20 protein-coding genes and 3 pseudogenes are annotated in these 21,856 nt (G+C 59.0%); 9 read left to right on the forward strand and 14 right to left on the reverse strand.

What is annotated here, in order from left to right:
- Window positions 1–61 precede the first annotated feature (61 nt).
- Window positions 62–745: pseudogene (locus AZOLI_RS32050) on the reverse strand (IS5 family transposase); the annotation flags it as partial.
- Window positions 746–1,006: 261 nt separating this feature from the next.
- Between AZOLI_RS32050 and AZOLI_RS29645 the strand changes: the two are divergent.
- The 7 genes and pseudogenes from AZOLI_RS29645 to AZOLI_RS29675 all read left to right on the forward strand — a co-directional run.
- Window positions 1,007–2,095 (forward strand): nucleotidyltransferase family protein, encoded by a 1,089-nt coding sequence (locus AZOLI_RS29645; protein WP_044553822.1) that lies wholly within the window; start codon window positions 1,007–1,009, stop codon window positions 2,093–2,095.
- A gap of 41 nt (window positions 2,096–2,136) precedes the next feature.
- On the forward strand, window positions 2,137–3,420 hold the full coding sequence (locus AZOLI_RS29650; RefSeq protein ID WP_244442708.1) for an N-acetyl sugar amidotransferase: 1,284 nt from the start codon (window positions 2,137–2,139) through the stop codon (window positions 3,418–3,420).
- A gap of 14 nt (window positions 3,421–3,434) precedes the next feature.
- Window positions 3,435–5,036, forward strand: coding sequence for a carbamoyltransferase family protein (locus AZOLI_RS29655; protein ID WP_044553726.1), 1,602 nt, complete (start codon window positions 3,435–3,437; stop codon window positions 5,034–5,036).
- On the forward strand, window positions 5,033–5,830 hold the full coding sequence (locus AZOLI_RS29660) for a phytanoyl-CoA dioxygenase family protein (protein WP_044553727.1): 798 nt from the start codon (window positions 5,033–5,035) through the stop codon (window positions 5,828–5,830). The genes AZOLI_RS29655 and AZOLI_RS29660 overlap by 4 nt, the downstream gene beginning before the upstream one ends.
- Before the next feature lie 16 nt (window positions 5,831–5,846).
- Entirely contained in the window at window positions 5,847–6,635 is a 789-nt protein-coding gene (locus tag AZOLI_RS29665) for a TylF/MycF/NovP-related O-methyltransferase (protein WP_044553728.1), read from the forward strand.
- Window positions 6,636–6,696: 61 nt separating this feature from the next.
- On the forward strand, window positions 6,697–7,779 hold the full coding sequence (locus tag AZOLI_RS29670) for a class I SAM-dependent methyltransferase (protein ID WP_162488542.1): 1,083 nt from the start codon (window positions 6,697–6,699) through the stop codon (window positions 7,777–7,779).
- 81 nt (window positions 7,780–7,860) lie between these two features.
- Window positions 7,861–8,222: pseudogene (locus AZOLI_RS29675) on the forward strand (IS5-like element ISAli9 family transposase); the annotation flags it as partial.
- Between the two features lie 22 nt (window positions 8,223–8,244).
- Here AZOLI_RS29675 and AZOLI_RS29680 read toward each other — a convergent pair.
- From AZOLI_RS29680 to tnpA, 3 genes are all read right to left on the reverse strand, one after another.
- On the reverse strand, window positions 8,245–9,873 hold the full coding sequence (locus AZOLI_RS29680) for an IS66-like element ISAli10 family transposase (protein WP_014189972.1): 1,629 nt from the start codon (window positions 9,871–9,873) through the stop codon (window positions 8,245–8,247).
- Between the two features lie 79 nt (window positions 9,874–9,952).
- Entirely contained in the window at window positions 9,953–10,300 is a 348-nt protein-coding gene (gene tnpB, locus AZOLI_RS29685) for an IS66 family insertion sequence element accessory protein TnpB (RefSeq protein ID WP_014189974.1), read from the reverse strand.
- Entirely contained in the window at window positions 10,297–10,707 is a 411-nt protein-coding gene (tnpA, locus tag AZOLI_RS29690; RefSeq protein WP_014189975.1) for an IS66-like element accessory protein TnpA, read from the reverse strand. The genes tnpB and tnpA overlap by 4 nt, the downstream gene beginning before the upstream one ends.
- 95 nt (window positions 10,708–10,802) lie before the next feature.
- Here tnpA and AZOLI_RS29695 point away from each other — a divergent pair.
- Window positions 10,803–11,204 (forward strand): annotated as a pseudogene (locus AZOLI_RS29695) (IS5-like element ISAli9 family transposase); the annotation flags it as partial.
- A gap of 89 nt (window positions 11,205–11,293) precedes the next feature.
- On the opposite strand, the gene AZOLI_RS29700 reads toward AZOLI_RS29695, so the two are convergent.
- The 7 genes from AZOLI_RS29700 to hisF form a co-directional block, all read right to left on the reverse strand.
- The gene (locus tag AZOLI_RS29700; RefSeq protein WP_014189977.1) at window positions 11,294–12,058 is read right to left on the reverse strand and encodes a cephalosporin hydroxylase family protein; all 765 of its coding nucleotides are present in this window, start codon (window positions 12,056–12,058) and stop codon (window positions 11,294–11,296) included.
- Window positions 12,045–12,878: an NAD-dependent epimerase/dehydratase family protein gene (locus tag AZOLI_RS29705; RefSeq protein WP_162488543.1), complete on the reverse strand. Its 834-nt coding sequence runs from the start codon at window positions 12,876–12,878 to the stop codon at window positions 12,045–12,047. Before AZOLI_RS29705 ends, AZOLI_RS29700 begins: the two co-directional genes overlap by 14 nt.
- 76 nt (window positions 12,879–12,954) lie before the next feature.
- The gene (gene rfbF, locus AZOLI_RS32055) at window positions 12,955–13,758 is read right to left on the reverse strand and encodes a glucose-1-phosphate cytidylyltransferase (RefSeq protein WP_081506047.1); all 804 of its coding nucleotides are present in this window, start codon (window positions 13,756–13,758) and stop codon (window positions 12,955–12,957) included.
- Window positions 13,759–13,830: 72 nt separating this feature from the next.
- Window positions 13,831–14,568 (reverse strand): acylneuraminate cytidylyltransferase family protein, encoded by a 738-nt coding sequence (locus AZOLI_RS29715; RefSeq protein WP_014189980.1) that lies wholly within the window; start codon window positions 14,566–14,568, stop codon window positions 13,831–13,833.
- A gap of 55 nt (window positions 14,569–14,623) precedes the next feature.
- A complete protein-coding gene (locus AZOLI_RS29720) occupies window positions 14,624–15,892 on the reverse strand; it encodes a class I SAM-dependent methyltransferase (RefSeq protein WP_081506043.1) in 1,269 nt (422 codons plus the stop codon).
- Window positions 15,893–15,937: 45 nt separating this feature from the next.
- Window positions 15,938–16,699: an imidazole glycerol phosphate synthase subunit HisH gene (gene hisH / locus AZOLI_RS29725; RefSeq protein WP_014189982.1), complete on the reverse strand. Its 762-nt coding sequence runs from the start codon at window positions 16,697–16,699 to the stop codon at window positions 15,938–15,940.
- Window positions 16,696–17,472, reverse strand: a complete 777-nt coding sequence (hisF, locus tag AZOLI_RS29730) for an imidazole glycerol phosphate synthase subunit HisF (protein ID WP_014189983.1) — start codon at window positions 17,470–17,472, stop codon at window positions 16,696–16,698. Before hisF ends, hisH begins: the two co-directional genes overlap by 4 nt.
- Before the next feature lie 104 nt (window positions 17,473–17,576).
- On the opposite strand from hisF, the gene AZOLI_RS29735 reads away from it, so the two are divergent.
- A complete protein-coding gene (locus AZOLI_RS29735) occupies window positions 17,577–18,623 on the forward strand; it encodes an NAD-dependent epimerase/dehydratase family protein (RefSeq protein WP_044553736.1) in 1,047 nt (348 codons plus the stop codon).
- A 30-nt stretch (window positions 18,624–18,653) separates the two neighbouring features.
- Here AZOLI_RS29735 and AZOLI_RS32060 read toward each other — a convergent pair whose 3' ends face one another.
- From AZOLI_RS32060 to AZOLI_RS32075, 3 genes are all read right to left on the reverse strand, one after another.
- On the reverse strand, window positions 18,654–19,949 hold the full coding sequence (locus AZOLI_RS32060) for a hypothetical protein (protein ID WP_014189985.1): 1,296 nt from the start codon (window positions 19,947–19,949) through the stop codon (window positions 18,654–18,656).
- Window positions 19,950–20,473: 524 nt separating this feature from the next.
- Window positions 20,474–21,229 (reverse strand): class I SAM-dependent methyltransferase, encoded by a 756-nt coding sequence (locus tag AZOLI_RS29745; RefSeq protein WP_014189987.1) that lies wholly within the window; start codon window positions 21,227–21,229, stop codon window positions 20,474–20,476.
- A gap of 484 nt (window positions 21,230–21,713) precedes the next feature.
- Window positions 21,714–21,845, reverse strand: coding sequence for a transposase (locus tag AZOLI_RS32075; RefSeq protein ID WP_081506044.1), 132 nt, complete (start codon window positions 21,843–21,845; stop codon window positions 21,714–21,716).
- Window positions 21,846–21,856: the final 11 nt, after the last annotated feature.

Below are 21,856 nucleotides of genomic sequence, written 5' to 3' on the forward strand. Positions count from 1 at the left end.
AGGGATAGCCATAGGGACAGACCCCATGATTCAGCTTTCCAGTGCCCTCACAAGGCGGCACTCGGCGGAGGGGTACCTTGAACCCTGGTTCGGTATCGGTTCGCCGGACCACCTCGACGGTGAAGTCGAGGAAGGCTGCTTTGTCCATCAGCTTCTTGCGATCATAGGCGCTGTCGGCGAAGAGATGCTTCATCCACGGCCAACGCTTGCGCATCGTCTCCAAGATTTTCTGGGCTCCGGCGGAGTCGGAAATGTCGGCGGTGGTCAGGTTCACCATCAGCAGGCGGCCGACGGTGTCGACCGCGATGTGCCGTTTGCGCCCGTCGATCTTCTTGCCGGCATCGTAGCCGCGCTCTCTGGCAGCGGGAGCCTTTACCGATTGGCTGTCCACAACCCCGGCACTCGGACTGGCTTCGCGGCCGGCCCGCTCACGGTCGATCATCAACGCCACGTCGTGGATCGTCTGAAACAGCAAGCGCCGCAGGAGATGCCGGAACCACCAATACACCGTCTGCCACGGTGGGAAGTCCTTTGTTAAAAGCCGCCAGCCACAGCCCGTCCGGCCAAGTAGCGTAAGGCGTTCAAGATTTCCCGAAGGTCCACAGACCTCGGACGGCCGGTGTCGGCTTTCTGCGGCATCAGCGGTTCAATCAGAGACCACTCCTCATCGGGTCAGGTCCGTCGAATACCGCTTCGTCTTCTTCTCAATCCTGGCCATTCGGCTGCGCGTCGCTTCGGTCCACATTCGAAGTTTGAATCATATCACGCCGTTACAGCCAACCCTTTTCAAACGGGCTCTAACTAGCAAGGAGAGCATGAAAACGGCAAGGCTGGCTCCGACTGAGCTGGAAATATCTTTCCCTGAGATATGGCTGATGATCAAATGGAGTAGGAAGCCATCCTGAAACGGGAGGCTGAACAATGCCCCGTGCGGTCGCTGTATCGACATCTGGACAATTTGGGCTGAAACGATCCGGGTGAAGGAAGGAAGTGGATGGTAAGCTCTATGCTCGACTGGAAACTGATGGCGTTGGGCCCGGAACAGCCGATCTTGGACGCTTTGCGTCGGTTTGAGGACAACCATGAGCAGATTTGTCTGGTCGTCGATCCTGACGACCGGCTGCTGGGAACCATCACGGAGGGTGATGTCCGTCGGGCGCTTCTCGGCAATCTGACTTTGCAGAGCCCGGTGCAAGCCATTATGACCAAGCACCCTATCCAGGTTCGTTCCGGGACCTCTGCTCCGGCGATGCTCCGACTGATGCGCCATCATGTGATCCGCTATATTCCGGTTGTGGACGAGCATGGCCGGGTTCAGGCCCTGCAGGGATTGCAGGATCTGATTATGCCTACGCGTGACAACAGTGTCGTGTTGATGGCTGGGGGCGAGGGCCGCCGTCTGCGGCCTTTGACCGAAACCTGCCCCAAGCCGATGGTCCGCATCGGCACCAAGCCAATTCTCGAATTGATACTTCAGGAGTTCATTGATCAGGGGTTTCATAAATTTTATATCTCCATTAACTACCTTGGAGATAAGATAAAGCAGTATTTCGGAGATGGTTCTTTTTGGAATGTTGAAATCAATTATTTAAAAGAAAACGATAAAATGGGGACTGCTGGCGCCCTTTCTCTTCTTCCTGAGAGACCGCGGCAACCTATTATCGTAATGAATGGGGATTTGTTGACGAGAGTAAACTTTCAGGAACTGCTTGATCATCATGAAGTTGCTGGCAATGCTATAACTTTGGGGATTCGTGATTATGCGGTAGAGATACCTTACGGCGTTGTCATTTTGGACAACCAGCGTGTGACGGGGTTGATGGAGAAGCCTACTCATCGGTATTCCATCAATTGCGGCGTGTATGCGCTGGATCCACGCTGTCTGGAGCTGGTGCCTCGCCACATGTCCACAGACATGCCGAAGCTGATGCAGGATGCCATTGACGCCGGCTGGTCTGTCGGGGGATTTCCAATCGATGAATATTGGATCGACATAGGCCGAATGTCCGATCTCGAGCGCGCCAACCGAGAGTACATGCAACTGTTCCCCCAGCCCGGACACACATCCCAGACGCTGTCCGCCGATACTCCCTGAACCAGGAGTCGCACGTGTTCCGTTATCCTGCCTACCAAGCCATCGACCTTGACGCTTTTCGGCCCGATCATCCGGAGCCTCCAGCGCTTTATGGCTTGCCGAAGACGGTTCTTTTCTGCCGGTCCTGTGTCATTTCCAACCAGCGCCCCAATTCCGCGGTCGAATATCGACATACCCGGCAGAGCACCAAGGCAACCATCCATTTCAGCGAGGATGGGCTTTGCGATGCCTGCCGCCAAGCGGAACGCAAGCGTATGGAAATCGATTGGAACGCGCGTGACCGTGAACTGCGGGAATTGTGTGACCGTTTCCGGCGCAACGACGGGCGTTATGATTGCTTGGTTCCCGGTTCCGGCGGGAAGGATAGCTTTTATGCAGCGCATATTCTTAAGCACCGTTACGGTATGAAGCCTCTTACCGTGACGTGGGCCCCCCATGTCTATACGGAGTGGGGCTGGCAGAATTTCCAGGCCTGGATCGGAGCGGGGTTCGACAATTATCTGGCCACGCCCAGTGGACGCACTCATCGTCTGCTGACCAGGCTCGCGGTGGAAAATCTTTTCCATCCTTTCCAGCCTTTTATGATCGGCCAGAAGGCTTTGGCTCCGCGTATGGCAGCGCTCATGAACATTCCGCTGGTCTTCTATGGTGAAAACGAAGCCGAGTACGGCAATCCCATCCAAGATGCCGAACGAGCGGAGCGGGACTGGCAATATTTCGCATTGTCTGACCCGGATCAGGTGCATCTGAGCGGAGTGTCCGTGCGCGAACTGACGGAGGAGTATGGTATCGACCGTAGCGACATGCAGATCTACATGCCATGCGATCCTCAGATGCTTTCCGACCAGAATGTCCAGGTGCATTATCTTGGATATTACCTGAAATGGCATCCGCAGAGCTGCTACTATTACGCCGTGGAACATGGAAATTTCCAGGCTTCTCCCGAACGTACTCCTGGCACATATAGCAAATACAACAGCATCGACGATCGGATCGACGATCTGCATTACTATACGACCTTTATCAAATTTGGTATTGGGCGGGCTTCTTATGATGCAGCACAGGAGATCCGTTCGAAAGACATCACGCGTGATGAAGGGGTGGCGCTGGTTCAGCGCTTTGACGGTGAATTTCCGGAACGATTCTTCGACGAGATCTTGTCCTACCTCAGCCTGCCGGATGCTGAATTTCCAATAGCGGCACGGCATTTCGAGCAGCCTATCATGACCCGTAGTTCTTTCGAGAACCTGACGGATCGGTTTCGCTCCCCTCATCTTTGGCAACATTCGGATGCACGGTGGTCGCTGCGCCACCGTGTCACCTGAGCGGGAGCTTAACCATGAAGATTCTGGGGATTCACAAGGATCCTTGGCACGATACCGGGGCTGCCGTCATCCGGGATGACGGTGATGGCCCCCGTTACGTGCATGTCGCCGAGGAGCGGTTGGACCGGATTAAGAACTCCAGGGCTTTTCCAGAGCGCTCCATCGAATCCTGTCTGGCCGCCGCAGGTATTGGCAGCGTGGAGAACCTGGATCTGGTTGTGATGGACCACATCCGCGATAGTACGGATTGGCGCCGTGATCATTTCCGCCAGCCATGCCGGACCGATGTTTTCCTTGCCGATGTTCCGCCTGATCGGCTGCGCATTATCAATCATCATCTGGCGCATGCCTGCTCGGCCTTCTATTCATCCCCTTTTCCTCGAGCGGCCGTCCTGGTTGTGGATGGGCGCGGTTCGAACGATGAAACACAGAGCTTATGGCGTGCCGGCCCCCAGGGGCTGGAACTCGTCTCGCACACCACCTGCATCGGCATCGGGCTGCTCTATGCCGCAGTTACTCAGGCCATCGGTTTCGGCCTTCTGCAGGAAGGCAAGACCATGGGGCTTGCCCCTTATGGTGGGCAGGGGGCGAGGATCTTCGAGTTTCCGCATGTCTTCGATGGGATCGTCACCGACTATGCCGGTTTCTGCGCTTGGGGCAGTTATGATATTCTAGCCTCTCATCCACCTTTGGACAGTTTTGCAGCCAAAGCGCAGGCTGCTTGGGAGGTGCAGGATGAGTGCGAGCGGGCCATGCTGCACCTCGCTCGCCATGCGCGCGAGGCTACCGGCGAGGAATATTTGTGCATCTCCGGTGGTGTGGGGCTGAATTCTGTCGCCAATTACAAAGTGCTGCAGTCAGGCATTTTCCGAGATGTCTTCGTCAACCCGGCCTGCTCGGACACCGGCATTGCACTTGGGGCGGCCCTTTACGGTTATCATGTGGAAGGGAAAGCAGACCATCGGCGCGCCGGCATCTCTCCCTATATTGGTCCTGTCTACGATCAGGGGCGGATTGACCGGGCGCTCGCCAGCATCGGCCTCCCCGTATTGGATGGCGATGTGGTGTGCCAAGCCGCCCGCTTGCTGGTGGGTGACGCCATCCTCGGATGTTTCCAGAGAGGTTCCGAAATGGGACCGCGCGCCCTTGGCAACCGCAGCATCCTGGTCAATCCGCTGATCGCGGACAACAAGGATCGTCTGAACAACCGGGTCAAGCACCGCGAACATTTCCGTCCCTTCGCTCCTGCGGTTTTGGTGGAGCATGTATCTGAGTATTTTGAACTCGACAGGCCTTGTCCTCACATGTTGATGGTGGCCGTCATTCGGCCGGAGAAGCGCTCGCTGATACCGGCGGTCACCCATGTGGACGGCACTGGGCGGTTGCAGACGGTGGCGAAGGAGGACAACCCTATTTTTTATTCGCTGATCGAGGCCTTTGGGCAGGAGACCGGGGTGCCTGTGCTGCTGAACACATCCTTCAACGTGAATGCCGAGCCGATCGTCGAGACGCCAGAGGACGCGGTGCGCTGCTTCCTGGGCACCGAAATCGATGCTCTTCTGATTGGGGAGCGACTGGTTCTCAAACCTGCCGCCGAGGAGATTCTGTGTCGATGACACCTGATATTGCCATTGATCTTTCCGGGCAGGCGGAGCGCTTTGCGCAGGACGGCTATCTGATCCTTCGCGGTGCTGCTGCTGGACTTTCCGAGTTTCAGGCGTTGCGCGACGAAGTGCAGCGCTATGGACGCCGCTTTACCGCGGCTTTCGACCTTGACAGCGATTCCTGGCTTGAGAGCATTGGCGAAGAAGACCTGGGCACCTTCTATCGCGGCCTGCGTTACCTGCCGTCCTTGACGCGGCTGGCAGCCTGTGATGCTTTCTTGAATTTGGCCAAGCAGCTTGGCCTTGGCTTTCCAGTCGTGATGCATTGCTACAACTTGCGCATGGATCGTCCGCAGGCCGACCGCCACCTGTTCCGATGGCATCAGGACTCCACCTATCTCCTTGGATCGCACAATGCGGTGACCGCCTGGATTCCACTGGGTCGGGTTGGTCCCGGTCTCGGTAGCATTGAGGTCGTGCCCGGCAGCCACCGAGCCGGTCTCCGGCCCTTCATTGCCACCCGGCCGGATGTGATGGACAAGAATGCCGCGCTGTCTCCTGCGGATTTGGCGCTGGAGCGTGAGCCGGAGGGGGGGATTGAGGTTGAAGCCGAGGCTGGGGACATCGTGGTGTTCTCCCAACTCCTGCTTCATCGCAGCACCCCGAACCGGTCCAGATGCATCCGTTGGACCGTCCAAGCCCGTTTTGCCGATCTGGATGAGGCTGGCTTCCGGGAGGCAGGATTCCCCATGGGCGATGCGACGACGATTTTCCGGAGCCCCTATCTTGCCAAATTCCACCACTGACTCCAGAGCAGATCCCATGTCCGATACGTCCCCCACCGCATCTCAGGCATTAGAGGAAGTCGGCTTGCTGCGGGCGCGGAACGATGAGCGCACGCTCAACTACTACGAGGAATTGGCCAAGACTTACGATGCCGATCCTGCGGGAGCGTTGCTGAAGCTCTGGTCATTTGCCGTTCATGCTCCACGCCAAGCTGTTACGGATTTTCTGGTCCGCTACGAGCTTTTCAAGAAAATTCTGGATGTGCCGGGCTGCGTTGCAGAGTTCGGTGTCTATAATGGCCAGGGGCTGATGAGCTTCGCCCAGTTCAGCGCCATCCTGGAGCCCAACCATGTCCAGCGTGTGATTTACGGTTTCGACACCTTCGAAGGCGTTCCCCACGTGAGTAAGGAAGACGCTGCCCCCGGAACTGCCGAGAACATCCGGGTGGGCGGCTTCCGGGTGGATTCCTACGATCGCCTAACCCAGGCCATTGCGCTGTTTGATCATAACCGCTTCATCGGTCACCGGCCTAAGGTTGCTCTGGTCAAGGGAGATATCCGGGAAAGCGTCAGCCGCTTTCTTGAAGAGAATCCTCATGTGATTTTTGCGATGCTGTACTTGGACATCGATATTTTCGAGCCCACCCGCATCGTTTTGGACACTCTGCTGGAGCGTGTGCCGAAGGGAGGAATTGTGGCGTTCGATGAGTTGAACACACCGGCCTATCCTGGCGAAACGATGGCATTGCTGAGAACCATGGACCTTGGGCAGGTGGAGTTGAAGCGTCTGCCTTTCTGTAGCCGAATCTCTTATTTTGTCCGTTGACCCCATGTCCGGTAGTGTTCTCTCGCCCGGTTCTGTGCGTTTGGATGCTTATGCCGGCTCCATGTTTCAGCATGATCGTCTGCATCCTCGTTGGATCGACGATTGCGCCCGTTACCTGCGTGTCGTCTTTGGCGACCGACTTGAAGGTGCGTGCGTGCTTGACTATGGGTTCGGCCGTGGCAATTGGGCATTGGCTTTCCGCAAAGCGGGGGCCCGACGCGTGGTGGCCATTGATGCGGCTGAAGGCAATGTGCGCCGTTTTTCCGATTTTCTCCACCGGGACCAGCTGTCTGGCATTGAGGTGATCCATGGCGATGCTCTGGTGGAGCCTTTGGCATACAACGTGGACCATGTCTGGCTCTATGGCGTGCTTCATCATGTCGGTCAGCCCGGGCTGCTGCTTGAGCGTCTGAGCGCAGCCGCGTCGGGTCCGCAATCCCATTTGCTAGTTTATGCCTATGACCGCGGCAGTGTACGCGAGACCATCGTCGGTCTGGTGCGGGAGGTTGTGCTTTATGAGGAGGTGGCCGAATTCACGATGGCGTCCGGCCTCTTTTGCCCCGCCGCCCGTTTGCGGGCTCGCGATGATCTGACGGCACCGATCATCCGGTGGTACAGCGCGGTCGAACTGGAACAGCAGGTGCGGGAGCATGGTTGGAGAGTGATTGCCCGCCCCCCTGACTTTCCGGTTTTCCTCGGCCGGCCGGGCACAGGAGAATTCGCACCGCACCATCTGCTTTGCGCCCGTGAGGCAGGCAGGCTGGAAGAGACGTCATCTTCCGCCGACATATCCGCAGCAGCGGCGGAGGATACGGCTGCAGATTGTGCGGCACTTCGGGCCCTGTGGGATGATCTCAAGGCTGGGTGTTCGGCGGAGCGTATGGCACATATCGGCATTGGGCTGTTCAATGCTCATTTCGCTGCTCTTGCATACACCGGACGGGTGGAGGAAGCCCTGATCCAGGATTTCCTCCATCTCGCCTTCCAATGTGAGGACTCCGGCGTTTCGGTGCGCTCAGAGTGTTCACGCCATTATCGTGTCCTGGCCGCCCTGTCCGCCGCTGATCGGCCTCGTGCTTCATTGGCCGCCGCACTGCCCGGCCATATTGCTCGTCATTTGGCCGGGCAGGCGATTCGTTTCTAGGGCCTGTTGACATTTGAGGAACGAAAGGGGATTCCGCTGGCCTCTGAAATCTGATTCAAGGCTTCCAAAAAGGAGGTATCCTTGGATCGGATGGTTCTGCGGGACGATCAGTGGGAGCGGATAGCGGCGCTTCTTCCGGGCAAAGTCGGCGATCCCGGCCGCTCGGGGGCGGACAATCGGCTGTTTCTGGAGGCGGTCCTGTGGATCGTCCGTGTTGGGTCACCCTGGCGGGACTTGCCCGAAGCCTTCGGTAATTGGAACTCGGTGTTCCAACGCTTTCGCCGATGGGCCAAGGCCGGTGTCTTCGATGAGGTCTTCGCCGCCTTATCGAGCGACGCGGACTTCGAGTACGCGATCATCGATGGAACGATTGTCCGGGTGCATCAGCACGGCACCGGCGCAAGGGGGGGACTCAGGCTCAGGCCATTGGCCGCTCTCGCGGTACGCATCCGGTGAATGCCGCGGTTAGGCAGCTTTCGTCTTCTCGCGGATTGCCTTCCAGTTCCAGGGCAGTAGTTTGTGCAGGCGGGTCTGGGGGATGTCGTTGATGCGGGCGAGCACGTCGGCGAGCCACGCCTGGGGATCGACGTCGTTGAGCTTCGCCGTGATGATCAGGCCGTACATGATCGCCGCTCGCTGCCCGCCGCGATCGGAGCCGCAGAACAGCCACGCTTTTCTGCCCAAAGCGATCCCGCGCAGGCTACGTTCGGCTGCGTTGTTTGTCAGGCACAGCCGGCCGTCGCTGAGGAACTTGGTGAAGCCGTCCCAGCGGGTCAGCATGTAGTCCATCGCCTTGGCCACGGGGGCATGGCGGGAGAGCCGGGCGCGTTCCGTCCGCATCCAGTCCTCCAGCGCGGCTACCAGGGTGACTCCGTGTTCCCGGCGGGCCGCCAGCCGCTCGGCCGCTGGCTTGCCGTTCAGGGCGCGCTCGAGATCGAAGAGGGCGTCGATGCGCCTTACGGCTTCCAGGGCCAGCGGTGAGATCGGCGGGGCGTCCTTGCCACGTCTGGTGTTCGCGGCGATGTCGGCCAGCTTGAAGAAGCCGCGCCGGGCATGCGCCCAGCACAGCACGTCGCTGATCGGCCCCGGCTGGCGGTCGGGTTCGTACAGCCGGTTATAGCCGGCGAACGCATCGGCCTGCAGCCAGCCTGTGAAGCCGGCCAGATGCCGTTCGGGATGTTCGCCCTTGCGGTCTCGCGAATAGTGGAACAGCGCTGCCGGTGGGGCTTGGCCGGCAAATGGCCGGTCATCACGCACATACACCCACAACCGCCCGGTGTCTGTCTTGCCCTTGGCCAGCACGGGCACCGGCGTGTCGTCCCCATGCAGCCGCTCGGCTGCCAGTACATGCGCGGCGATCAGGTCGTGCAGCGGCTTCAGCACCGCCGCGGCGGTGCCCACTTGGTCGGCCAGGGTGGACAGGCTGAGCGGCACACCCTCCCGTGCGAAGCGTTCGGCCTGCCGGTTCAGCGGCTGATGCTGGCCGAACTTCTCGAACAGCAGGGTGGCCAGCAGGTTGGGGCCGGCCCAGCCGCGCGGGGTGGCGTGGAACGGCGCCGGTGGCTGGCTGATCGTCTCGCAGGCCCGGCAAGAGAACCGCTCGCGCACCGTCTGGATCACCTTCCACTGGCGCGGGATCACCTCCAGCGTCTCGGTGATCGTTTCGCCCAGCCGGCACAGCTTGTCCGAGCCGCAGCACGGGCAGCTCGCCGGGGCCGGCACAACGACGCGCTCGCGCGGCAGATGCTCGGGAAAGGGCTGGCGCGACGGCCGCTTGCGGGTGAAGGCCGCCACCGCGGTAGTTTTGGCCGCAGCCTGCTCGGCCGCCAGCTCGTCCTCGCTGGCCGTCGCTTCCAGCTCTTCGAGTTGGAACTCCAACTGGTCCAGAAGACGCGCCTTGCGCTCGGAACGCGTGCCGTAGAGCTCGCGCCGGAGCTTCTCGATTTCCAGCTTCAGGCTGGCGATCAGCGCCTCGGTGTTGGATGCCATCGCCCTGGCCCGGGCCGCGTCGGCTTCCGCCGCGTCCGCCCGCGCCTCGGCCTGCGCCAAGGCGGCGCGCAGGCTGGCAATGTCGTCGGGCGGGGCGGCGGTCATGGCGCCAGTTTACCTGGAAACGCGCCGTTGAGCCGCCGCAATCGCCCCTGAACCGGTGCGTCGATTCACCGTGTCGCAGTCACCCCGCGGCCTCGGGGCGCCAGGTCTTCTGCGGGTTGCGCCAGTCGATGCCCTCGAGCAGATAGCCCATCTGTCCAACCGAGATGGACACCGCACCGTCCGCCGGCCTCGGCCAGATGAACCGGCCCCGCTCCAGCCTCTTCATGAACAGGCAACTGCCCTGGCCGTCATACCAGATGATCTTCACCAGATCGCCCCGGCGCCCGCGGAAAATGAAAAGATGACCGCTGTGCGGGTCTTGGGCGAAGCGTTCCTGCACCAGCAGCGCCAAGCTTGCCCAGCCCTTGCGCATGTCGGTGTGCCCGCTGGCCAGCCACACCCGCACGCCACTCGGCACCGGAATCATGCCAGGGCACCGACAACGGCCGCCGCCAGGGCCGGGTCGACCGGCCCTTCCAGACGCAGACGTGCCCCGCTGGGCAGGATGACCTCGAGGATCGCTGGGCTCATCTCCGGCGCCGCCGGAGGCGGCAATGGCGTATGAGGCTCCGCGACCGGCGGTTCCATCACGCTCGGCTCCGGCGCGATGGTCACCGCGACAAAGCTGGGCGGTTCGGCCACGGAGGTCCCGCCGACCTTCATCAGGTCCCGCCAGCGATACAGCAGGCTTTCGTGCACGCCCAGCCGACGGGCCGCCTCCGTCACCACCACGCCGGGCCGGAACGCCTCCTCAACCATCCGCACCTTCTCCGCCGGCGTGTAGCTCCGCCGCCGTTCCCGGCCCGTCAAAACCTCGATACGCTGGTAAGCCATGACGTTTGCAACTCGTTTGCGTCCGCGCGATGACGCGCAACGCAAAACTCAGACGCCGGACCCTACTTTGCCAAGGCGGCACTCACCGGAGGCGTACCTCTCGCGGCGGACTGACGACCAAGATCCTGGCCGTCGTCGATGGGTTGGGAAACCTTGGGCGCTTCATCCTGCTGCCGGGCCAACGACATGACAGCGTTGGCGTCGAACCGGTGCTGGACGGTATCGAGTTCTCCGCCTTGCTGGCTGATAGAGCCTTCGACAGCAACGCCATCCGCACCTTGATCGCCGAGCGTGGCGCGGTCGCCGTCATTCCGTCCAAGACCAGCCGCACCACTCCGATTCCCCATGACGCCGAAATGTACAAATGGCGCCATCTGGTCGAGAACTTCTTCTGCAAAATCAAGGAATTTCGCCGTATTGCCACGCGATACGACAAAACAGACACAAGCTACGCCGCTGCCATCAACCTCGTCGCTACCGTCTTGGCAACACGGTGAATGTCAACAGACCCTAATCGGTAGCCAGCCGGGGGCTTGTTGGAGCGCCGGCTGTTTCCGGCCCTTTTGGTTTTCCGTACGAGTCGCGTTCAACCAATACGCTTCAGATAGGCTCCCGGCCAGTAGGTGACGGGCTCCCGTACCAGGCCTTCATTGAAAAGCCAGGGCGGCTGTTCCAGCTGGAAACGGGGGTCGAGACGAACGAACTCCTCGGCCGCCGCTTTGGGATTGTTCCAGTCCCAGTCGGGGGCGGTGCGGGGCGCGCCGATGACCTGTTCCATGATCCCATCGGAGGCGACGATATAGGAGTTGGGTGTCACCATGGGGCCGTAGGCCTTCAGCTCCTCCAGAACGTGGGCTCGACTGTGGTTGCTGTCGAGCATGACGAAAACCGTTTCCCCTGGTCGAATCTCCAAACGGACCTGGTCCACCGTCGTTGGATCGATCGAGCTGCCTTCGATCAGGTCGATGTAGGGGAACAGTTCATGCGCTTCGATGGCAGCCCTGTTGTGAGGACGGATTTCCACGTCGATGCCGATTACTCGTCCCTTGCCCCACAGCTTGCACAGCGAAGCATAGAAAACCAGGGAACCGCCATGCGCCACACCGGTTTCGATGATGACATCAGGGCGCAGGCCGTTCAGCACTTCCTGGACACGCATCATATCCTCGGGGAGCTGGATGATCGGGCGTCCGAGCCATGTGAAGCTGTAGACATGCTTAACGTCCCAGCCGCAGCGCAGCCAAGCGCGTGATACGACTTCGAATGCTTCGGTGGAGGCCATCGGTAGGGTGCGCGTTCCGTCCGGATTCTGGATGGTTACCGTGCCGGCCGTTTCATCAATCGTGATCATGCAGCCACTCCTGTTGGTAGCGGCGCACCACTTCAGGCAGCGCCTGTGCGACAGTTCGGGGAGAGAAGCCAAACTCGCACCGCAGCCGTTCCGTGTTCAGCACCGGAGCGACGACATCCGGTGCATCCGGCAAAACATCCACTTGGCAGCCCGTTTCCGCCACCAGCAGATCGCAGATCTCTTTGTGCGAGGTGTTGCGCCCTTCCCCCACGTTGTAGAGGCGCTCCTGACCGGCGATGGCGATATCGACCAGTGCGGCGGCGGCATCATCGATGTAGATGTAGTCCTTGGCCGACTCCAGACCGGTGCGCAGAGTCACCCGTCTTGTGCGCAGGGCATCCATGATGATGCTGGGGAGGAAGTTCTGCGAGCTGAAGTCGGTGCCGTACACGTTCGCCAGTCGTGCCACCCGGATCGCTGGATCGGGCAGCGACAGACACAGGCATTCGCCGGCAAGCTTGGAGCCATTGTAGAGTTGGTCGGGATTGGTGGGATGGATTGGAATGATGTCGTCCTCCACGGCCCGAGCCATCTGCATGTAAAGCCGTGTGGTGGAGAGATAGAGAAAGGAGGTATATCGGTAATGCGCCATCGTCTCTGTGAGCATACCGACATGCGCCTGCATGGTGTCGAAGGGACGGCTGCGGAAATCCGCTGTCAGGCCGATGCAATAAATCACATGCCCCAATGATGCTCCCCGTTCCGGCGGAGAACCGCGATAGATAGGACGGCATGTTCGCCCCTGCCGCCTTAGAAGCGCGACGATGTGCGATCCGATGAATCCGCCAGCTCCGAAAACTGTGAAGGGTGTCTCATCCACGGGAGCGTCATCTCTTCTGGGGCCAGGCATTCATTCTTATCATGATGATGGAGGCCGTCGTGGCCGGTCCCGGGCATCAGTCTGGAACATTCATGGGAGTCGTCTGCGAAAAAGCCCAGGGCGCTCGTCCGGAAGCCCATAGATCATTTAAAAGCTGCATTTCCCGAAAGGTGTCCATGCATTGCCAGAAGCCATGATGGCGATAGACGGCGAGTTCTCCGATAGAGGCCAGACGCTCCAGGATTCCTCCTTCGAGGGTGACATTTTCGTCCGGTTCCATCAAATCGAAGGCGCGGCGTTGGAAGACCATGTAGCCGCCATTGATCCAGCCATCCTTGACTTGAGGCTTTTCCTGGAAGCTTCGCACCACATCTTCATCCAAACCGAGTTCGCCGAAGCGGGAGGAAGGGTGGACAGCGGTCACCGTAGCCAGTCGTCCGAGGCGACGATGCTGGGAAACCACCGCGTCCAGATCGATGTCTGACACACCGTCCCCATATGTGACCAGGAAGCTGTCTCCCTGGATATATTTCAGAGCACGGTAAATACGCCGTCCAGTAAGAGAAGCCTGTCCGGTTTCCACCAGGTTAACCTTCCAATCTACCCGATTATCGGTTGGCATCAAGGATTCGACATTGCCTGTTTCCAGATCGATTTGCAGATCTTTTGTATAAAGATGATAATTAAGAAAATAGTTCCTGATGATGTCGCCCTTGTATCCAAGGCAAAGAATAAAGCGGTTCGAGCCATAATGGCGATAATGACGCATGATATGCCAGATGATCGGATAACCTCCGATCTCTACCATTGGTTTCGGCTTGAATTCCGTTTCTTCGCGTAAACGTGTTCCCATGCCGCCGCACAGAATGACCGTTTCCAGACTCGAAGCCGACACAGGAGCACCTCAATTTTTCCAGTTGCACGGAATGGCGGACCCCATGCGATCAGGTTATCATACCAAAGAAGAGAAAGAGGCGCCATCAGGCCGCATGTGCCGTTCGGCCATCAGGATTTCAGCCAACCGGAAGTCGAGTGACGTATCGATGTCGATCGAGCGGTCCGGAGGCATTTCGTAAGCCAGGGTCGCATCGTCGAATAGCCGTGCACTGTGTCGAAACCAGGGGATGGAAACGGCATAGACCGCGCCGTTGAGCACGAAGAGCTGTGATTGATCCTGGCTGCGCTGTCCATGGATGGCTGCCAAGCCGGCTCCTGTCATACCCGACAGCCCACCGTCCCTACGCAACCGGAACAGAAGGTCCGCGGGGCGGTCTAGAGGAGTCACGCTCAATGCCGAAGTGGCCTTTCTGTGCCAGGCCAGCGATAGGCAGCCGTCGATGTCCTCTGCCTCGCGCAAGGGTGATGTGGGCTGAAGCAGCACCAGCCAAGTCGCCTCGTCCTGCAACTGGTCGAGAGCGTGGGCGACGACGGCGGCAGTGCCGGCTTCATCCCCCGACAGGGTCGCAGGGCGTAGAAAGGGAGCCTCAGCACCTGCCGTCAGGGCGATGTCGCGGATGACCGGATCATCGGTGGAAACCACGATCCGGTCGATATGGCGTGAGCGTCGTGCGGCATGCACCGACCATGCGATCAAAGGCTTGCCGTTCAGTGGGCGGATGTTCTTGCCTGGCAGGCGCTTGGAGCCCGCTCTGGCTGGAATCAGGGCCAGAACGCGCTGGTCTGCGATCATGATCTCTCCTTCTCACTCGACGGATGGCGCAAAACGGTCACCCAGGTGACGATGGTCATGCCAGGATGCGTGTCTCGGGTATGGGGATAACGAAGCGGCAGCCCCATTCACGGACATGGGCCATGTGCTCCATGATCTCATCGGCGAGATTCCAGGGTAGAATCAGCAGATAATCCGGGCGCGCGACATCGATGGCATTCGGAGCGAGAACGGGGATTCTGGTTCCGGGCAGCCAGGTTCCTTGCTTGTGCGGGCTGCGATCTACGGTGAAGGCGATGAAGCTTGCATCGACACCGCAATAGTTCAGCAACGTGTTGCCTTTTGCCGGCGCACCATAGCCGGCGACCATAGAGCCTTCCTCCTGTGCCTGGATCAGAAAGCGCAACAGGCTGCGGCGGGTGCGGCGAATGCGATCGGTGAAGGCTAGGTAGGTCTCTGTCTGGTTCAGGCCGGCTGCGGCTTCCGCGGCGCGCAGGGCGGCCAGCGCAGGAGTTGTGCCGTAAGGCGCCATGGTCCGGCAAACCAGCAGGCGCAATGATCCTCCGTGGGTCGGCAGTGCTTTCACATCGAAAGCACGCAATCCTTGGCGGGCCAGCAAAGTCTCCACTGCCAGCAGGGAAAGGTACGAATAATGTTCATGGTAGATCGTATCGAACTGTACCTCTTCGATAAGGCGCAGCAGGTGTGGAAACTCAAAGCTGGCGACGCCTTCAGGCTTAAGCAGAATCGCAAAACCGGTAAGAAAGTCGTTCACATCCGGGACGTGCGCGAGCACGTTGTTCGCCACCATGAGGTCGGCGACAAGTCCCGCGGCCTTCATCTTCAGTGCCGTATCGCGTCCAAAGAAGGCACGAAGGGAAGGAATCCCCCGCTCGCGCTCTGCGACATCGGCGACGTTGGTTGCCGGCTCCACCCCTTGGATCCGAATGCCTGCCTGTTTGAAATATTGGAGAAGATAGCCGTCGTTGCTGGCAACTTCGACCACCATGCTGTCAGTCTTCAAAGCGAATCGTGTGATGGCTTCTTCGGCGAATGCGCGGGCATGCTTCAGCCAGGAACTGGAGTAGGAGGAAAAGTACGCATAGCTGCTGGAAAACAGCTCTTCCGGCTTCAGCTTGTGGTGCAACTGCACCAGCCAGCACCGTTCGCATACCCACGCTTGCAGCGGATAGAAGATTTCCGGACGCCCGTTATCCTCTGCCCGCCTCAGCGCGTTCGCAATCGGAGACAAGCCAAGGTCGGCAAAAGCTAGGCTGAGCGGAGTGCCGCAGCCTCGGCAGGAGCACACCCCCGGACCCTGCCGCTCGCCCTCACCCCAACCCATAGAGTCCACACTCCGCCGGATCGTTTTGCCCCGTATACCCTTTCCTTAGGAGGGCTTTGTCATCATAGGTGGTTCCAACTTAGAATCCCAGTCGAAAGCGTTGCCGGTCCGGGATGGCTTTGCCGGCCGATCATTCCGTGTTTGTCCGTGCATCGCGGCCGATCCTGGCGAAGTCAGGAAGCCATGCAGCAGGGCAAGCCCTGCTGGACCGCTTTTCTCCGGATGGAACTGCACCCCCAGGACGTTGCTCCGCTGTACTGCGGCGCACAAATGTTCACCCCCATACTTGGTTTCCGCCAGGACATCAGCGGGCTCGTCGGGAACGACGGCAAAGGAGTGCAGGAAGTAGAATGAAGTGCCTGCCGCGGTTCCGGTCAGGGGGCTTTCGTTCCAGTCCCTGTGCCGCGGCGGCAGCAAGCTCGACCAACCGATGTGCGGCCGTTTGCGCGGCAAGCCGTTGGTTGTGGTCGGCCCGATCTGACGAACCACCCCGTCGATCAGCCCCAAGCCCGAATGGACACCGAACTCTTCGCCTGTTCGCATCAGGACCTGCATGCCCACACAGATGCCGAGGAGAGGCCGGCCGGATGCGGCATAATCCAGAATGGGGCCGATCAACCGGCGGCGCTCCAATTCCGCCATGCAATCTCCGAAAGCGCCGACACCGGGTAGGACGATACGGCTGGCTTGCGCAATGACCATCGGATCGTCCGATGCCACCACGGAACCACCCGCCGCCGTCAAGGCGCGGGTCACACTGAAGATGTTGCCGATTCCATAGTCGATGAGAACAACCGGAGTGGTCATGCTGCAGTCTCCGTCATAGGGCGCACATCGATGCCGGCCTTCCTTGCGGCTGCCCGCATGTCGTCGACGCTGCAGACCCGGTAATGCAGGACATGCGCGGCTGCCACGGCATCGGCCCACCCGCCTTCTACGGCGGTGACAATGTCTTGCGCCTTTCCCATGCCTCCGCTTGCGATCACCGGGATCGGCACAGTGCTGGCCACAGCCCGGATCAGGTCGGTTTCGAATCCTTTGCGTGTACCCTCCCGGTCGATGGAGGTCAGCAGGATTTCCCCCGCTCCCAAGTCGACCAACTGACGGGCCCAGTCAAGCACGTCCCGTCCGCTGTGTTCGCGGCCGCCGTCCGAATAGCATTCCCAGCGGCCCTGCCCTATCCGTTTGGCATCGATCTGAGCAACCATTGACTGCGATCCGAAGCGTTGGGCGATTTCGGTGATCAGAGCGGGGCGTTCAAGGGCGGCGGTGTTGATGGCCACCTTGTCCGCCCCCCGTCGCAGCAGCGCTTCGGCGTCGGCAATGCTGCGCACGCCGCCCCCGACGGTCAGCGGAATGAAGATGTCCTTGGCTGTCTGCTCGACCACATGATGCAGGCTGTTGCGACGATAGAGGCTGGCTACCGCATCCATGTAGATGATTTCGTCTATTCCTTGTCTGTAGTAATCAAGGGCAAAATCATGGGGTGAACCCACCACCCTGAGTCCTTCCAGATGAATTCCTTTGATCAGGTTCTCTCCCTTGATGTCCAGGCGGGCAATGATACGGATTCCAGCCATTGGCGTGTTGTCTCCAAATCCTAACGGGTTATAAGCCTTGTGGGACAAAGCGGGCATTATGAGGTAGAGAGAAGATCGGGTAAATGTGGAGAAGTGGTCCTTCCATGCGCGTCCTGATCAGCGGAAATCTTGGGTATATCGGCCCGGTCATGGTCGACCTGTTCAAACAGGCGGGGCATCATGTGACCGGTTTCGACACCGGCTATTTCGAGGAGTGCCTGGTTCCTGACGGGCGCCGACTTGCTCCCCCCGACCGGCAGATCCTGTGCGATATCCGCAAGGTAGAACCGGAGCACCTTGATGGAGCCGACGCGGTCGTGCATCTGGCGGGGCTGTCGAATGATCCGATGGGGGCTCTCGATCCGGGTTTAACCGAGCGGATCAACACCGGCGGCACGCGACGCTTGGCCAACCTTGCCCGTGAGTGCGGAGTTGGTCGGTTCGTCTTCGCATCGTCCTGCAGCATTTATGGCGCGGCTGCCGATGGTGGTCTGCTTGACGAGCAGGCGCCTTTCAATCCGGTTTCCGCTTATGCCGTTTCCAAGGTCGCTGGTGAGGATGTGCTGCGTGAACTGGCGGCGCCAGGCTTTTCGCCCGTGTTCTTGCGCAATGCCACCGCGTTTGGGGTCAGCCCCCGCATGCGCTTTGATCTCGTGTTGAACAACCTCATGGGATGGGCCTGGACGACCGGGGAAATTCGCGTGTTGTCCGACGGAACCCCTTGGCGGCCTCTGGTCCATATCGAGGACATCAGCCGTGCAGCGCTCGCCGCAGTCACCGCTCCGGCGGATGCGATCCACGCCCAGGCTTTCAATATCGGACGGGCGGATGCGAACTATCAGGTACGCGACATCGCCTTGGCGGTTGGCCGTCGGCAGCCGGAGGCGACAGTCAGCTTCACCGGGGAAACCGTCAACGATCCGCGCTCCTACCGCGTGGATTTCACCAAGGCGCTGACCAAGCTTCCGGGGTTCGAGCCGTACTGGACGCTGGAGCGAGGTTGCGAGGAACTATGTTCTTGGCTTTCAGCGGGGAGTTTGGCCGGTCGGGATTTCCAGTCCCGTCTTTTCATCCGATTGAAGCAGCTGCAGCATCGCATGGAGAAGGGGGAACTCGATGCTGACTTGCAGCTTTTGCCCCCCTCTGTGTGAGGCTGCCGCTTGAAACGGAGCCATTCGCGTTCAAGCTGAGACTTCGCCGGGTAATGCCACGAGGCCGGTTACGTTGAGGCCAAAGAGACCAGCCTCTTCTAACCGGTCGATGATCTCCCCGGCGTACTGTGAGGCAATCAGGATGACATTTTCTTCAGAATGAAAGTGGCGATAGTCCTCGAAGGCATATTTCTTCACGTCGTCCACCATGCCGCTTGCAAAACTGTCGATGAATCCACGAATCGGGGGAAAGCCAAGATGCGCAAGGGCGTCACGGACGGCGCGCCCGGCTTGCCCCCCGCCATAGATGAAGATCGGTCGTTTTCGGTCGAGATCGGACAACGAAGTCGGCTGAGCCTGCTTGAGACGCGCCAGAGCCGCCACACCCGGCAGCATCAGATTATGCTGTTGTAAATATTCCAGAAAGTCCGGCGGAAAGTCAGCGTTTCCGTCTGGCACATTGTTCATTACGCTCGCACGGATGCGGCGGAGCAGCACTGGATCTTCTTTGGCGTATGTCAGAATGGTGATGTATTTGGGACCGGTCAGGCGGTCACCTTTGTGTAGAAGACGTCCGTCGAAGAGAAGCAAGTCTCCAGGATCGCAATCAACCGGAACGCAGTAGCGCTCAATTTCCTGCAGGAGTGTCCAATCTCCGGTGCGGATAGCAGTTACCAAAGCGGCCTTATGAGAATCGTAGTAAGCGAATGGAATGTCGAGCCCAATGCTGGCAGCTTGAACGTCGTAGATCGCTTTGCTGTGCGTGAATGGAGCAAAATACAGCCGGCTTCCTGGCCGGCCAGGCGGATTGAAACACGTCAGAACTTGTGGGATTGTGTGTTGGGGATCGTCGAGGAGATTATGTGGGGAATCATCCAAGTGGAAAATGTCACCATCCCGATGCAGCCCCCATGCCGTGTAGGAAACTGCCAGGGAGCTGTTGATAAGACCGAAATCCTCCTCCAGAATGCTGCCTAGGGCCTCCACAACTTTTTTCGTATTTGCCAGTTTCCAAAGTCTAGAATCGTAACCGATTGCACCAGGCCGTACGTAATTAGAGCGGTGTCCTTTGGAAATATCAATAAAATCTGACGGTTGTATTCCGGTTATTTCTTGGAATAAATTCAGGAAAAATTTAACTTCTTCTGGAGAGTAAACGTTCTTAATTTTGACAATTCCAAATTTTCTATAAAATTCTTTTGTGCGAGCTTTATTATATTCATTATCAATAAGACCGAAAGTCTCTATTCTCTCCCATGGATTTTGGAGCGGTGAATACTGCGCCTCTATTTCAAATTTCTTGATACCGTCTTCCTCATTTTGCATATGAGCACCTTTTCTATGAAAATCTACGCCTTTTATATTTTACCAAAAGTATACATAAGTGTAAATATTTTTTGGTCCTGGGGCATAGGTTAATCATACAGTTGAGCCTGTGAGATTGATGGGCGTGAACTGTAGGATTAGGAACTCTCAGTTTTGGATCGGAAATTATATTTTCTGTATTCTTAAAATAACCAATGAGATTGAACATGGCCGGAAAGTATCTGTTAATTTGTCACTCCAGATTGTTTGTTGCAATATGGTATGGTCTCATACCTAGCAGACAGTGTGCGTCGCCATGAGGAGTTGGCGCCTTTCGGCATCAAAGACGCATTCCCCCTTGGGCAAGTAGACGATCTGGGCATGGCAGGCGCGCCAACCTCGGCCAACTTGCAAGATGACCGGCCACGGCCAAGGGGGAAATCGGGTAGCCAGCGGCGAATGGTTCGCCACCCCGACCTGTATTCTGCACCAGTGGCGTTTCCTTCGCCAACCGTCGTTCTGCGCAGATCATTTCCTGCCGCGCCCTAGCTCCAGCCCTTCGGGCCGGGCTTGGCCAGAACGATTATGTCATCACTACCAGCCCAGCCTCGCTCCATCAGACTCACGATGCGGACATCGAGACTTTCCACGGCCTTCACGACATAGGATGCCGCGGCAAGTGTCAAGGTGTTGATCGGACCGTTGGTATCACAGCCGAAACCAATATCATCAAAGCACCGGCCGACATTGGTGAAGTTATCGGAGTCGGACAGGATCGAGCGGTTGTAGCGCCCGCCAAACGATATGACTGCCACTCCACGGTCGGACAAAGAGCCGGCCAACAGCGCAAGCCCGTCCATGAACATCTGATGGTTGAGATGGGTAAACAAGGTCCCTGACCAGATGAGGTCATAAGTCCGATCAAATTTGAGATTGGCAAGATTATCACGGGAGCGCACCGGAATCGCGCCGAAGGCCTCGGCGCAGAACTCGATTCCTGGAACGTCGATATCGCAGGCCGTCAATTCCGCGTTCGGAAACAGAGCCGCCAAGTGGCGCAATACCCGACCGTGTCCGCTTCCCATGTCGAGGACACTGTCGACATGCGAGACATTGGCGGCAACCATCGCCTGAAGAATGGTGTCCACTGCGGTCCTGCCGCTGGCCAGGTACTGATCGAGAGTGGTCGGCGGGCGGGCCATGGTGTCGGTTGGCGACAGGCGCGTGTCGATCTCGCGCTCCAGATATGCCTGTGCAAGGGTTGCTATGGCTTCCAGCGTTTCCAGGCAGCTCAGTGTCATGACAGAAATTTCCCGCTTGTCCGTGGTGCCGGCTCGCTTTCAGAGTCGCTTGGCTTTTCCACCTTTGATACCGGCGGCATCTTACCCGGCAGCCGGAGCATGGGCAACGGCATAGTGACGCAACCGAACCCTGGGCGTGCTCCGGCCCAACTGACAGGACTGGGAACAGAATAGGGTTTTGGATCGCCCCCGCCAAGTGAGACGGCGGATAAACTGTTCCGGCTTGGTCAGGCCACCATGGCCGGGCGGCCGACCGGCCATGGTGGCGACAATGGAGGCGTCGGACCTCGGTCAGAAGTTGTCGATTGGCGGCGATCCGCTGGCTTTTCGACCGCCAACGCCACGCGTAATAGCGGCTGGCGGACACTCTCCAGCTCGTGTCGCAGCCGCGCGATTTCTGTCGTCTGCTCGTCCGGCTTAGCCGGCATGGCAGTGCTGGATGCCGCCGGGGCGCCGGACCGTGAGCGCAGCGGGTGGCCTTGGGCTACTTCCGCAGCACCGAGGCCTGGAGGCCTAACTCCCGCGCCACATGCTCCAGCGGCCGGCCGCTCCCTTCCAGCAGGGCAACAGCCTCACGCTTGAACTCGTCCGTGAAGGATCGCCTCGTCTTCGTCATCAGACGCCTTC

It is taken from the genome of Azospirillum lipoferum 4B (assembly GCF_000283655.1).
Classification (GTDB): domain Bacteria; phylum Pseudomonadota; class Alphaproteobacteria; order Azospirillales; family Azospirillaceae; genus Azospirillum; species Azospirillum lipoferum_C.